This is a genomic window from Lysobacter sp. 2RAF19 (assembly GCF_052115395.1).
Classification (GTDB): domain Bacteria; phylum Pseudomonadota; class Gammaproteobacteria; order Xanthomonadales; family Xanthomonadaceae; genus Noviluteimonas.
On record NZ_JBFRGO010000002.1, the window covers coordinates 304,560 to 317,521 of the forward strand.

13 protein-coding genes are annotated in these 12,962 nt (G+C 67.5%); 7 read left to right on the forward strand and 6 right to left on the reverse strand.

Annotated elements, in window-relative coordinates:
* Positions 1–6: 6 nt before the first annotated feature.
* The 5 genes from AB4059_RS08235 (at position 7) to AB4059_RS08255 (ending at position 3,067) form a co-directional block, all read left to right on the forward strand.
* Complete coding sequence (locus tag AB4059_RS08235) at positions 7–465, forward strand: YiiD C-terminal domain-containing protein (RefSeq protein WP_498978385.1); 459 nt, start codon at positions 7–9, stop codon at positions 463–465.
* Between the two features lie 39 nt (positions 466–504).
* A complete protein-coding gene (locus AB4059_RS08240) occupies positions 505–921 on the forward strand; it encodes a hypothetical protein (protein ID WP_498978387.1) in 417 nt (138 codons plus the stop codon).
* Positions 922–992: 71 nt separating this feature from the next.
* Complete coding sequence (locus AB4059_RS08245; RefSeq protein WP_498959499.1) at positions 993–1,427, forward strand: rhodanese-like domain-containing protein; 435 nt, start codon at positions 993–995, stop codon at positions 1,425–1,427.
* Between the two features lie 92 nt (positions 1,428–1,519).
* Positions 1,520–2,023: a protein-export chaperone SecB gene (gene secB / locus AB4059_RS08250; RefSeq protein ID WP_498978389.1), complete on the forward strand. Its 504-nt coding sequence runs from the start codon at positions 1,520–1,522 to the stop codon at positions 2,021–2,023.
* A gap of 6 nt (positions 2,024–2,029) precedes the next feature.
* Positions 2,030–3,067, forward strand: a complete 1,038-nt coding sequence (locus AB4059_RS08255) for an NAD(P)H-dependent glycerol-3-phosphate dehydrogenase (protein WP_498978391.1) — start codon at positions 2,030–2,032, stop codon at positions 3,065–3,067.
* A gap of 57 nt (positions 3,068–3,124) precedes the next feature.
* Here the strand turns inward: AB4059_RS08255 and AB4059_RS08260 are convergent, their stop codons facing one another.
* Positions 3,125–3,745 carry a hypothetical protein gene (locus AB4059_RS08260; protein ID WP_498978393.1) on the reverse strand — a complete coding sequence of 207 codons (621 nt, stop codon included), beginning with the start codon at positions 3,743–3,745 and terminating at the stop codon, positions 3,125–3,127.
* Between the two features lie 201 nt (positions 3,746–3,946).
* Positions 3,947–4,510 carry an outer membrane beta-barrel protein gene (locus tag AB4059_RS08265; RefSeq protein WP_498978395.1) on the reverse strand — a complete coding sequence of 188 codons (564 nt, stop codon included), beginning with the start codon at positions 4,508–4,510 and terminating at the stop codon, positions 3,947–3,949.
* A gap of 393 nt (positions 4,511–4,903) precedes the next feature.
* On the opposite strand from AB4059_RS08265, the gene rpoH reads away from it, so the two are divergent.
* Positions 4,904–5,785, forward strand: a complete 882-nt coding sequence (gene rpoH, locus AB4059_RS08270) for an RNA polymerase sigma factor RpoH (protein WP_498959509.1) — start codon at positions 4,904–4,906, stop codon at positions 5,783–5,785.
* A 63-nt stretch (positions 5,786–5,848) separates the two neighbouring features.
* Here rpoH and AB4059_RS08275 read toward each other — a convergent pair whose 3' ends face one another.
* Both AB4059_RS08275 and AB4059_RS08280 read right to left on the reverse strand, forming a co-directional pair.
* Positions 5,849–7,102, reverse strand: coding sequence for an NAD(P)/FAD-dependent oxidoreductase (locus AB4059_RS08275; protein ID WP_498978397.1), 1,254 nt, complete (start codon positions 7,100–7,102; stop codon positions 5,849–5,851).
* Between the two features lie 52 nt (positions 7,103–7,154).
* On the reverse strand, positions 7,155–9,353 hold the full coding sequence (locus AB4059_RS08280) for a primosomal protein N' (RefSeq protein WP_498978399.1): 2,199 nt from the start codon (positions 9,351–9,353) through the stop codon (positions 7,155–7,157).
* A 494-nt stretch (positions 9,354–9,847) separates the two neighbouring features.
* Here AB4059_RS08280 and AB4059_RS08285 point away from each other — a divergent pair, with 494 nt between their 5' ends.
* Positions 9,848–11,407 (forward strand): DUF3106 domain-containing protein, encoded by a 1,560-nt coding sequence (locus AB4059_RS08285; protein ID WP_498978401.1) that lies wholly within the window; start codon positions 9,848–9,850, stop codon positions 11,405–11,407.
* 8 nt (positions 11,408–11,415) lie between these two features.
* On the opposite strand, the gene AB4059_RS08290 is transcribed toward AB4059_RS08285, so the two are convergent.
* Together AB4059_RS08290 and AB4059_RS08295 are read right to left on the reverse strand one after the other, a co-directional pair.
* The gene (locus AB4059_RS08290) at positions 11,416–11,727 is read right to left on the reverse strand and encodes a DUF4286 family protein (protein WP_498978403.1); all 312 of its coding nucleotides are present in this window, start codon (positions 11,725–11,727) and stop codon (positions 11,416–11,418) included.
* A 1-nt stretch (position 11,728) separates the two neighbouring features.
* On the reverse strand, positions 11,729–12,898 hold the full coding sequence (locus AB4059_RS08295; protein WP_498978405.1) for a DUF3667 domain-containing protein: 1,170 nt from the start codon (positions 12,896–12,898) through the stop codon (positions 11,729–11,731).
* Between the last annotated feature and the right edge of the window lie 64 nt (positions 12,899–12,962).

The window sequence follows — 12,962 nt, forward strand, 5'->3', positions numbered from 1 at the left end:
CTCCCGATGTCGCACGAACACCTTCTGTCCCACCTCGACGCCCACTACCGCGGCATGCCGCCGGTCGCCGCGATGGACGTGTCGATCGTCGGCTACGACGGACAGGCGCTGGTGCTGCGCGCGCCGTTGTCGCGCAACATCAACGACAAGGGCTGCGCATTCGGCGGCAGCCTCTCCTCGCTGATGACACTCGCGGCCTGGGGCGTGGTGTCGCTGCACATCCAGGGCGCGGGCATGGAGGCCGAGGTCTACATCGCCGACTGCCAGGTGCGTTACCTCGCGCCGCTGTATGCGGACCTGGAAGCGCAGGCGCAGGCCGGGCCCGACGTGGATTGGCACGCCTTCCTCGCCACCCTCGCCGAACGCGGCCGCGCGCGCGCCGAACTCGTGGCGCGCGTCCCGCTTCCCGAGGGCGGCGATGCGGCGACCTTCACCGCGCGGTTCGTCGCCTTCCGGAAAGGCTAGGATGCGGTTGTCGCGACCGGGGACAACGACATGCGGAAGATGACCTTGTGGTCCATGTGGCTGGGGCTGTGCCTGTGCGTGCTTGCGCTCGCCGGTTGCGCGTCGTCGAAGGGCGACACCAACAAGCTGGACACGCAAACTTATGCGTATTCGGCCGCCATCCGCTGGGGCGACTTCGAAGGCGCGTGGACGCTGGTGGACCCGAAGTACCGCGAAGAGCACCCGCTGAGCGACGTGGAGCTGGAGCGCTACAAGCAGATCCAGATCGCCGGGTATCGCGACCTCGCCACGCAGACGCTGCCCGACGGCGACGTGCTGCGCGAAATCGAGATCGACGTGGTGAACCGCCACAACCTCACCCAGCGGCAGACGCGCTACACCGAGCATTGGCATTTCGACCCGGTGGCCAAGCAGTGGTGGCTGGTGGTCGGCCTGCCGGACCTCTGGCAGGACTGATCGGCGGCCCTTTTGCGCGGAGGGGCGGCGCGGGCGACAATCCCCGCCCGCTCGCCACCCGCAGAACCGAAGTGAATTACGCCGAACTGCTCGATTTCGCCCAACGCCACATCTTCTATGTGATCGCCCTGGTGGGCATCACCCTCGCGCTGGGCTACACCGAGATCGCGCGCCTGTTCCGCCCGTTCAAGGCCCTGCGCCCGGCCGCGCTGACCAACCTGATCAACCGCGAGAACGCGCTGGTCGTGGATTTCTCGGCGATCAACGATTTCGAGAAGGGCCACATCCCCGGCAGCAAGAACGTGGTGTTCAGCCAGTTCGACCCCGACAACAAGGTGCTGGCCAACGCCAAGTCGCTGCCGGTGGTCGCCGTGTGCCGCACGGGCCAGGCCTCCGAAGGTGCCGCCAAGCGCCTGAAGAAGGCCGGCTTCGAACACGTCTACTGGCTGGACGGCGGCATCGCCGCCTGGCAGCAGGCCGAGCTGCCGCTGGTAAAGGGCCGCTGAGTCCCCATTCCTGAGGCGGCAGCCCCCGGAACGACCGCGGGCCGCATGCCATAATCGCCCTCTTTTTCGCAGCATTTGCCGGAGCAACAACGATGTCCGAAGAGACCACGCAGCAGCCGCAGGCCGGCGCTTCCTTCACGGTCGAGAAGATCTACGTCAAGGACGTCTCGTTCGAGGCGCCCGGCGCCCCGCAGGTGTTCAACGAAGCCGGCGCGCCCGAGCTGCAGATGAACCTCAACCAGAAAGTGCAGCGCCTGAGCGAGTCCGCTTTCGAAGTGGTCCTCGGCATCACGCTGACCTGCAACATCGCGGGCAAGACCGCGTACCTGGCCGAAGTGCAGCAGGCCGGCGTGTTCACGCTGGCGGGCTTCGAAGACGCCGGCATCGACGCGATGCTCGGCACGCAGTGCCCGAACCTGCTCTATCCCTATGCCGCCGCCAGCGTGAGCCACCTGATCCAGTCGGGCGGTTTCCCGCCGTTCTTCATGCAGCCGATCAACTTCGAAGGCCTGTATGCGGAAAACCTGCGCCAGCGCGCGGCCCAGATCGGTTCGGGATCCGACCTCGGCGGCACGGAGACGGTCGGCAACGCCTGACCGCCCATGGGCAGCGACGCATCTGACAGTCGGTTGTCGGTCGCCGTCCTCGGCGCGGGGTCCTGGGGCACCGCGCTCGCCGCGCTGATCGCGCGCCACGGGCACGACACCGTGCTCTGGGGCCGCGATGCCGCGGCGATCGATGCGCTGAACGCATCGCACGAGAACACCCGCTACCTGCCGGGCGTGCAACTCCCGGCATCGCTGCGCGCGACGCACGACATGGCCGCATCCCTCGCCGGATGCGACCTGGTGCTCGTCGTCGTGCCTTCGCACGCATTCGCGCAAACCTTGCGCGCGCTCGCGCCGCATCGCCCCATGCATGCGGGCGTGGCGTGGGCGACGAAGGGGTTCGAACCGGGCTCGGGGCGTTTCCTGCATGAAGTCGCGGCCGAAGTGCTCGGCGACGACGTGCCGCTCGCGGTCGTCACCGGCCCGTCGTTCGCGAAGGAAGTCGCGCAGGGTTTGCCCACTGCGCTGACGGTGCATGGCGACTCGCCCGCGTTCACGCAGCAGGTCGCGCAAGTGCTGCACGGACCGGCGTTCCGCGCCTATACCGGCAACGACATGCTCGGCGCCGAACTCGGTGGTGCGATGAAGAACGTCCTCGCCGTCGCGACTGGCGTGGCCGACGGCATGCAGCTCGGCCTCAACGCGCGCGCCGGCATGATCACGCGCGGCCTCAACGAAATGCTGCGCCTCAACGCGGCGATCGGCGGCAAGGCCGAAACGCTGATGGGCCTGGCGGGCCTGGGCGATCTGGTGCTCACCTGCACCGGCGATCTGTCGCGCAATCGGCGCCTGGGCCTCGCGCTCGGGCGCGGGCAGAAACTCGACGATGCGGTGCGCGAAATCGGGCAGGTGGTCGAGTCGATCCAGACCGCCGACGAAGTGATGCGCCAGGCCGATCGCCATGGCATCGAGCTTCCGATTTCCGCGGCCGTGCAGGCCGTCCTGCATGGCGACATCACGCCGGCCGAAGGCTTGCAGCGGCTGCTCGCGCGCGACCAGAAACCCGAGTATCCCCAGGCGCTCTTCCGCTGAGCGCAGGCGAAAAAAAAGCCCGGACGATCCGGGCTTTTTTCTTCGGGTGCGTTGCGATCAGAACGACGCGCGCACGCCCACCGAATAGTGCTCCTGGTGTTCGCTGACGTCGGCTTCGCCCACGAGCGACCACGTGTGGTTGAAGCGCACTTCCGCGCCCACCGTGCCACCGAACTCGCCGTCGGTCTGCCAATCGTTGGAGTCGGTGTAATTGGCCTTCAGGGTGCCCACGAAGTGTTCGCCGAGCGCGCCACGCAGGCCCGCCGACACGCGATAGAGATTGTCCTGCTCGTCGTCGACGTCCACGCCCAGGAAGTCGGCCGACAGGTCCTGGCGGATCCAGCTCAGTTCGACCACGGCGTTGGCGTTGGCCGAGATCTTCGGATGCCAGCCGATGCCGAGCTGCGCTTCCTTCAGGTCGAAGTCGACGAATTCGTTGTTCTTCGTCTCCTGGAACCCGCCGAACACGTGGTACTCATCGGCGATGTCGACCGAGCCGCGCACGTTCCAGCCGTCGAAATCCATCGAAAAGCCGGAATCGTCGAGCGAAGTACGGGCCGCGCCCACTTCGACGTAGGTCCACGACACCGACGTCAGGTTGGTCGGCGTGATGTCCTGCGCGCACGCGCCGAACGATGCGAAGGCCAGCACGGCCGCCGCGAGAAGCTGCTTCTTCATTTGTTCCCCAGCCTTGGTTGAAATAAAACGCCGCCTCCCCGGCGGCGGCGCGCACCGTAACAAAACGGCAACGCGTCTCGTAGATGACTCTTGGGGGAGTGACCGGAAGCGGGCGCGCAAAAAAGAAGCCCGGCTTTCGCCGGGCTTCGCATCGCGCTGCTGGAGGAGGGGGAGACTGCAGCGCGAATCCTGTGCTGCGGTTTACCAGGTGAAGCGCGGGCCGATGAAGTACTGCTTGTCGCCGCCTTCGACGAACTTGATGTCGCCGGCCAGGCCCCAGTTCTGGTTGAACTTCACCTGCGCGCCGACCTTGCCGTAGAAGTCGCCGTCCATGCGTTCGAAGTCTTCCCAACCGGCCATCGCGTAGCCTTCGAACATGTCGTTCGCCGCGCCGCGCACGCCTACTTCGGTGCTGTAGCCGTCGACGTCGAGGTTCGCGCCCGCATCGAGCTTCTCGTAGGCCACGCGCGTGACCAGGTCGATCTTCGGCGCGATGGTGTGGTTGTAGCCGATGCCGAAACGGTACTGGTCGAAGTCGCCGTTGACGTCCTTGAAGTCCTGGTTCTGCCAACCGCCGAAGAGGTGGAAGTTGTCGTGGATGGCGACCGAGCCGTCGAGGCCGAAGCCGTCGGCGTCGAGGCCGGAGTGATTCGGGTCGGTGGCGACGTAGCCACCCTGGACGTAGTTCCAGGAAACGCCATCGGCGGCCGAGGCGGCGAACGGCGCGGCCGCGAGGACGGCCAGGAGGAGGAAGGAACGCTTCATGCGAAAACTCCAACGATCATTGGGGGATGTGCCTGCTTCCCTTGTTGGTCGGGAAGCTCAGCGGCGGCAATCCTTACAATTTCGTTACGAACGCTTCCTGAATACAGAACCGGCGAGTTCAGGAACTTTTTCGAAGCAGCCCGGTCCACGCGTGCGCACTCCCTTTTTCGTTGGCCTTGGACCCTTGTGGCCCGCAAAAGAGTCCCCAATCCGTGTGAAGGGGAGTTTCCGGGCGATCGCGGGCCTGCCGGCCTGACGGATCGCCGACACCCGGTGTGGCATACGAAGGTCCGCGGCGTACCGGCCCAGGACCGGCGTTTGTTGCATGAATGCAACACTGCGAACTTTTCCTACCCCGTTGTATCCAAGAAGGCCATTGCTAGAATCCCTGCCATGACCCAGAACCCGATTTCCACCGCCCTCGTCGCGAACAACCTCCCGATCCCCAGTGCGCTGGGTTCGCTGGACGCGTACATCGGCGCGGTGCACCAGATCCCCGTCCTCAGCGTCGAAGAAGAGCAGGCACTCGCGCACCGCTTCCGCGACGGCGAAGACCTCGATGCGGCCCGCCAGCTCGTGCTGTCGCACCTGCGCTTCGTCGTGCACGTCGCGCGCGGCTACAACGGTTACGGCCTGCAGATCGGCGATCTGATCCAGGAAGGCAACATCGGCCTGATGAAGGCGGTGAAGCGTTTCGACCCCGCGGTCGGCGTCCGCCTGGTGAGCTTCGCGGTGCATTGGATCCGCGCCGAGATGCACGAGTACATCCTGAAGAACTGGCGCATCGTCAAGGTCGCCACGACCAAGGCGCAGCGCAAGTTGTTCTTCAACCTGCGCAAGAGCAAGACGCGCCTGGGCTGGATGAATGCCGAGGAAGTGCGCGCCGTCGCAGCCGACCTCAAAGTCTCCGAGCGCGAAGTGATGGAAATGGAGTCGCGCCTGTCCGGTCGCGACATCGGCTTCGATGCACCGAGCGACAGCGGCGACGAAGATCACATGCCGCCGGCGCCCGTGTCCTATCTGATGGCGAACGACGAAGACCCGTCGATGGCCTACGAGCGCGCCGACAGCGAAGACAACCAGCTCGAATTGCTGCGCGAAGGCATGTCGCGCCTGGATGCGCGCTCGCGCGACATCGTCAAGCGTCGCTGGCTGGATCCCGACAGCAAGGTGACGCTGCAGGAACTGGCCGACGAATACGGCGTGTCGGCCGAGCGCATCCGCCAGGTCGAAGCGAATGCGCTGAAGAAGATGCGGGCCTTGTTCACCGCTTGACGCGGCTTGCATCGATGGCAGAAAAACGGCGCCCCGCAGGCGCCGTTTTTCATTTGCGCATCTTCATTCCTGCTCGCGCCCGAGCACGATCCGCGCGTTGCGCTGGTAGGTCCAGTACGCCACCGCCCAATCGAGCAGCACGACCACGCGGTTGCGGAAACCGATCAGGAAGAACACGTGCGCGATCAGCCAGAACGCCCACGCGAAGTAGCCTGAAAAGCGGAAGCCGTGCAGGTCGACGACGGCGGCGCGGCGGCCGATCGTGGCGAGGTTGCCGTAGTCCTTGTAGCCGAAGGCCGGCGGCGCGGGTTCGTTCGCCAATCGCGCGCGGATCACGCGCGCGACGTAACTGCCCATCTGCTTGGCCGCCGGTGCGACGCCGGGGACCAGGCGTTCGCCCCACTTCACCGTCGCCAGGTCGCCTGCGACGAAGATCTCCGGATGGCCGGGCAAGGTGAGGTCCGGTTCGACCGACACGCGCCCCGCGCGATCCAGCGGCACCTCGAGCGTGCGCGCGAGCGGCGAGGCCGCCACGCCCGCGGCCCACAACACCGTGTGCGCATCGATGCGTTCGTCGCCGAGGACGAAGCCCGATGCATCGATGCGCGAGACCGGAACCCCCGTTCGCACATCCACGCCCAGGCGCGCGAGCGAACGCGCCGCCTTCGCCGATAGTTGTTCGGGGAACGTGGCAAGGACGCGCGGTCCCGCTTCCAGCAACATCACGCGCGCGTTGCCCGGATCGATGTTGCGGAATTCCTTGCGCAGCGTGTGGCGCGCGATTTCCGCAAGCGTGCCTGCCATTTCCACGCCCGTCGGGCCGCCGCCGACGACGGCGAAGGTGAGCAATGCCGTCCGCCGCGCGGGGTCGGTTTCGGCTTCGGCGCGTTCGAAGGCGGTGAGGATGCGGCGGCGGATCGCGAGCGCGTCGTCGAGCGTCTTCAGGCCGGGCGCGTGCGGCGCCCATTCGTCGTGGCCGAAATACGCGTGCGTCGCGCCCGTGCACACGAGCAGCGTGTCGTACGCAAGCGACGTGCCGTTGGCGAGTTGCACGCTGCGCGCAGCCTTGTCGATGCCCACCGCTTCGCCCATCAACACAGTGACGTTGCGCTGCCCGCGCAGGATGTGGCGCAGCGGCGCGGCGATGTCGGGCGCGGACAGGCCGGCGGTGGCCACCTGGTAGAGCAAGGGTTGGAACAGGTGATGGTTGCCGCGATCCAGCAGCGTGACGCGGACCGGCGCGCTCGCCAGCGCACGCGTCGCCCACAGGCCGGCGAAGCCGCCTCCCACGATCACGACATGCGGCACGTCGGCCATCGCGTCCTGCTGTTCCCGTCGTTGCGCGCATTCTGGCGCAAGCGTGGGCCGATCAGTAGAGGTCGACCGGATCCACGTCGAGCGACCAACGCACGCGCTTGCCCTCCGGTGCATCGCGCAGCGCCGGCAACGCGGCGTCGAGCGCCGCGTGCAGCGCACGCCGCTGCGGCGCCGACACGAGCAATTGCGCGCGCTGGAACCCCGCACGCCGCGGCATCGGCGCCGGCAGGGGGCCGAACACCTCGACGCCGGTGATGCGAGCATCCTCGATGCACGCTTTCGCCAACGCGAGGAAGCGCGTATTCGGATCGGCGGATTTCGCTTCGGCACGCAACAGCGCCAAATGCGCGAACGGCGGGAAGCCCGCGGCTTCGCGCTCGGCGAGTTCGGCATCGGCGAACGCGCGATACCCGCCCGCGATCAAGGTCTGCAACAGCGGATGCGTCGGATGGTGGGTCTGCAACCACACCTCGCCGGCGCGATGCGCACGCCCCGCGCGCCCGGCGACCTGGATCAGCAGCTGCGCGAGTTTTTCGCCAGCGCGGAAATCCGCGGAGAACAGGCCTTCGTCGATGCCCACCACCGCGACGAGCGTGAGGTTCGGTAGATCGTGGCCCTTGGCGAGCATCTGCGTGCCCACGAGGATCCCGGGACGATCGCCGAGTTGCGCCAACAGCGACTCCAATGCATCGCGCTTGCGCGTGCTGCCGCGATCCACGCGCAACACGGGCACGTCGGGGAACAACTCGACGAGGCGCTCCTCCAGGCGCTCGGTGCCCACGCCCTGCGGTTGCAAGGCCAGGCCGCCGCAATCCGGGCAGGCCATCGGCGAGGGCTGGCGCGCGCCGCAGTGATGACATTGCAGCCGGCGACCACCGGCATGCACCGTCATCGGGCGCGGTTGATCGGGCGTGCTGCAGCGTTTGCACGCCGCGCTCCAGCCGCAGTCGTGGCACAGCAGTACCGGCGCATAGCCGCGGCGATTGCGGAAGACCAGGACCTGGCCGCCGGATTCGACGCTCGCACGGATCTTCGCCAGCAACTCCGTGGAAAGACCTGCGTCGAGCGCGCGCTTGCGCACGTCGAGCACGCGCACGCTCGGAGGTTTCGCATCGCCGGCGCGTTTGGAAAGCCGCAGGTGCGTGTAACGGCCCGCCTGTGCGTTGTGGAGCGTTTCCAGCGACGGCGTCGCGCTGCCGAGGACCACGGGCACGCCGAGCGCCTTGCCGCGGACCAGCGCGAAATCGCGCGCGTGATAGCGGATGCCGTCCTGCTGTTTGTAACTGCCGTCGTGCTCTTCGTCGACGACGATCAGGCCCGCCTCGGGCAGCGGAATGAACACCGCCGAGCGCGTGCCCACGATCACGCGCGCTTCCCCGCGCGAAGCGGCGGCCCAGACGCGCGCACGCGCCGTGTCGTTGAGGCCCGAGTGGAGCGCGTGCACGTCGATGCCGAGCCGCGCGCGGAATCGCGCGAGCGTCTGCGGCGTCAATCCGATTTCCGGAACGAGCACGAGCGCCTGCCGACCGCGCGCGAGACAGTCGGCGATCGCCTGCAGATACACCTCGGTCTTGCCGCTGCCGGTCACTCCTTCGAGCAACAGCGCGCCGAAACCGGCCTGCGCCTGGATCGCGTCGACGGCGAGGCGTTGTTCGTCGTTGAGCGACGGCCCCGGCGCGCCGCCGACCGCGTCGCGCGCAGGCGTGGTGCGAATCGATTCGGCCAGGCCTTTGCCCGCCAGCGCGCGTGCAGCGGTGCGCCAGCCCGGCAGGGCATCGTCGAGTTCGTCTTCGCTCCGATCGCGTTGGGCCAGCAGCGTCGCCAGGCGATGTGGCATCGCGTCGCGCTTGAGCTTGTCGAGCGAGGCGCCCGCGACCACGCGCCACATGATCTCATCGGTGTCGGGCAGCGGCCCACCCTGGCGCAAGGCCGCGGGCAGCGCGGTGGCGAGCACTTCGCCGAGCGGCGCGTGCGCATAGCGCGACAACCAGCGTAGCGAGTCGAGCAGTTCGCCGTGGAGCAAGGGCGCATCGTCGAGCACGGCCAACGCCGACTTGGTTTCGCGCGCGTCCGCATCGATCGGCCCGACACCGGCGACCACACCGATGAGTTCGCGCGGACCGAAGGGTACGCGCACGCGCGCGCCCACCTGCACGCTGTCGACGCTCGCGCCATCGGGCGCGCGATAGTCGAACAGTCGAGCCAGCGGCACGGGCAAGGCCACACGCAGGACGGTGTCGTCGGAGGACATCGCGTGCAGTCTAAGCGCGCGCAGCAAGCGACATGAATGCGTCTCCCGAGGTGTCCCGCAATCCCACCATCGGTTTGCCGGAAATTGTTTCCGTGTTCGTGACGTAAGTCATGCAAGTGATTGGCACGTAACGCCTTTCGTCCTTATCCACACGATCTGTGGATAAATCTGTGCATGGCGCGATTTCAAAGCACTGGGCAAGGCAAAAAATGCGAATTAACTCTACGATGGTGAAAAAAGTGCCATCCCACAAGAAGCCTGCAAAAACAACGGCTTGGGCGTGAAACCAACTTGCAACACGGCCGCGCCGCACCCCGCGACGCGCCAATGTGACGTTCCTGTTATCGCTGTGCACAACCGTTTTCGACGAAAGCCGCGCGGGGCTTGGAGGAGCGGCGCGTTGACCGTTCGTCAAGACATTTTTAACGCGCGCTGCGAATCGCATTCGTGGGCGCTGCGTGGCTATCATCCGAGCCGATGAGTACGCCGCACGAATGACCAGCACGTCGTCACCCGGCAGCACGGCGACGGGTGCGCCGGCGGCCTTCCTGCGCGGGGTCGAACGCCGCGCCGCGGTGTTCGCAGCCCTGCAGTGCGGATCGGCCGATCGCGGCGATGCGGCCGTCGCCGCCGCCTTGCGCGCCTTCACGCGGATCGCGCCGGATTCGCCGATGGCGACCTGGCCGGTCGCCTTCTGGTCGATGTTGCTCGCCGCGCCCGACCTGCGCCGCCCCGCGGCCGATGCTGCATGGCCGGCGACCTGGTCGTCGCTTGCGTCGCTGGGCAACGGGCCGCGCGCGGCGCTGCTCTTGCGCCTGGTGGCCGCGCTGGAGATGGACGACGCGGCGGCCGCGCTCGGCGTTTCGGCCGACGCGTATCGCGAAGCACTGCAACGCGCGGTGCCCTATCGCGAAGACGGCACGCCCGATCGCGACGCCTGGCAGGCGTGGGTGGCCGACGTACGCGCAGCCACCGAAGGCATGTCGCCCGAACGTCTCGCGCGGCTGCATGCGCCGCCGCAGGCGCCCCGCGCGATGCCGGCGGCGCCAACACCGCAACCGAAGCCCGCGCGCGCGCCAGCGGCGCGCAGGTTCGCGATCGGCGCCCTCGTTGCGCTCGCGGCCGGCATCGGCGCGATCGTCTTGTTGCGCCCGCAGTGGTTCGACGCCTTGCCCTTCCGCGGCGAGCTCGTTCGCAGCGCCACCTTGCCGCCCGCCGACGAACCCATCGCGCGTTACGACGCGGACCTCGCGGCGTGGACGCATCGCGATTTCCTCGTGATCGCCGATCCCGACGGCGTGCGCCGCGCCGACGAATTTCCCTTCTTCGCCTGGTATGCCGCGACGCTCGCGGTGCAGCCGGCCGCCGATGCGTCCGCGCCGGCGAAGCCCGAGCCGGCCGTCGTGCCGGCCGCAGCGCTCGCCGAACCGGCGCCGGCATTCGTCGCACCGCCGCACACGACGCCGTTGCCGATCCCGCGCAGCATCACGTTGCCCGAATCGACGAGCTCGGCGATCGCACGCGTCCCCGCACCGCTGCAGCAGGACCTGCGCGACCAAGCGTCGCTGTGGCAAGCCTTCTCGCCGACGCAGCGCCGTGACTTCCAACAACGCGCGGCGCAATGGGATGCGCAGCCCTGGCCGACGCGGGTGCGCCTGCGCGAACGTTACGCAGCGTGGCGCGCGCTGGATCCGGTGTCGGCCGAGGCGATCGAAAGCGCCGTGCAGGCCTTCGCGCATCGCACGCCGGAGCAACAGGCGGCGCTGCGCGCGCAATTCGATGCGCTCGATCCGATCGCGCAGCGCGGATGGCTGCTGGGCCCGGCGATCGGCGGCGACTACCCGAAGTTGCACGCCCTGCTCGCGCAACTGCCCGAAGCGCAGCACGCGCCGATGTTGCGTTTGTTGCGCAGGATGGACAGCGCGCAGCGCGCCGACCTGTCGGTGCTCGCGCAACGCGTGCCGCCGCAGGACCGCGCGGCCCTGGTGCAAGCCTTGTTGTCGACCGCCGATGCGCAGCGCACCGCGTGGTTGCAGGTGCGCCTGGCGCAGTAACGCTTCGGTTAGAGCACCACGTCCCGCAGGATGCGGCGCCGATAACGCACGCCTTCCTCGCCGAAGCGCGACAGCCCTTCGGCGCGCAGGCGCGGCGCGTGTTCGCGCTGGTAGGTTTCGAGCGCGCCCAGGTCGCTCACCATGTAACGCACGCACAAGCCCTGGCGGCCTGCGGTGGGTAGGGGATCGACGACATCGTGCACCTGCGCCGAAAGGAAGCCGGGGAGCGCGAGCAATTCCTGCACGTGCGCGGCGAGCCACTCGCGGTAGGGCGCGGCGATCGCCACGTCGAATTCCAGGTTGACTTCGTAAACGACCATTTCACATCCAGACAAGGCCCGCCAGCATGGTGAACGCGGCACCGATGCTGAGCAGGACGGAATAACAAAGGCCCAGCACGCAGTATTTCAACAGGGTCATGATCCAGCCTTGACCGTAGACACGTTTTTGCATGATGAGCAGGTACAGCGGCATCCAGATCCCCAGCCCCACCTCGCCCAGCTTGATGAGCGAGTGGAACGGGGAAGCGACGGCGCCGAGCGAATCCTGGAGCGCCATCAGCCCGAACATCACCAGCAAGGCCAGGCAGAGGAACGCATGGCTGTGCAGGGCGACGATCAGGTGTTCCATGTACAGCCTGCGCTTGAAGGCGTAGGCGATCTTCAACATCAACGCGAACAACGGCAGCATCACGATCAGCGCCGTGGGCACGGTGCTCAGCACCGCATCCTTGATGAGGTTGGGGTCCTTCTCGCCTCGGCGCACATTGTCGCGGAAATGGCCGGCCATTTCGTTGAGTTTCCGATTGGCGGGGGCGGGCAGCCAATCGAAGTGAACGGGGTTCTTGACCGGATCCCAGGGCTTGCCGTTGAAGGAGATGTCGTCGTCGGCCTCGTCGCTGTCGGGTGAGGTCACGCCCGGAGGCGGCGGCGGGCGACCGGCCTTGGAGGCGGCTTCCAGCATCGCGATGCGGCGGTCGGCCTGCTTGTTGATCGCGGTCTTCGCCGCATCCAGGCCCACGCTCACGCCCGGCGTGTCGGCGGTTTCTTTCCGCGCCTTTTCGAGTTCGCGCACCGCCCCGTCGCGGCGCGCGTTGACCTGCGCGACGGTGGTCGCCTTCGCGATCTCCTGGTCGCCGCCGCCGTCGAAGCCCACCTTCATGCCGCTGAAGTCGACCGACAGTTGCGCGACGAAGAACGTCACGATGCTCAGGAACACGAACAGCCGCACCGGGCTGACGTAGCGGACGCGGTGGCCCGCGAAATATTCCAGCGACAGGCAACCGGGCTTGGTGAACAGCGGCCCCAGCGTGCGGAACACGCGCGCGTCGATGTTGAAGACCGTGTCCAGCAGGTCGCCCATGATGCTGCTGAAGTGACGCACCAGGCCCTTCACGGGCTGGCCGCAGGCGTGGCAATGCTCGCCCAGCAGCGGAACCCCGCAGTTCTGGCACGTCGGCCTGGGCGGCGCGGCGGCGCTGGTGTTCGTCATCTGACTGCCCATGAGGCTCCCCGTCTGGCGGCTAAGATAGTACGCGGCGCCCTTCAAATCCCCG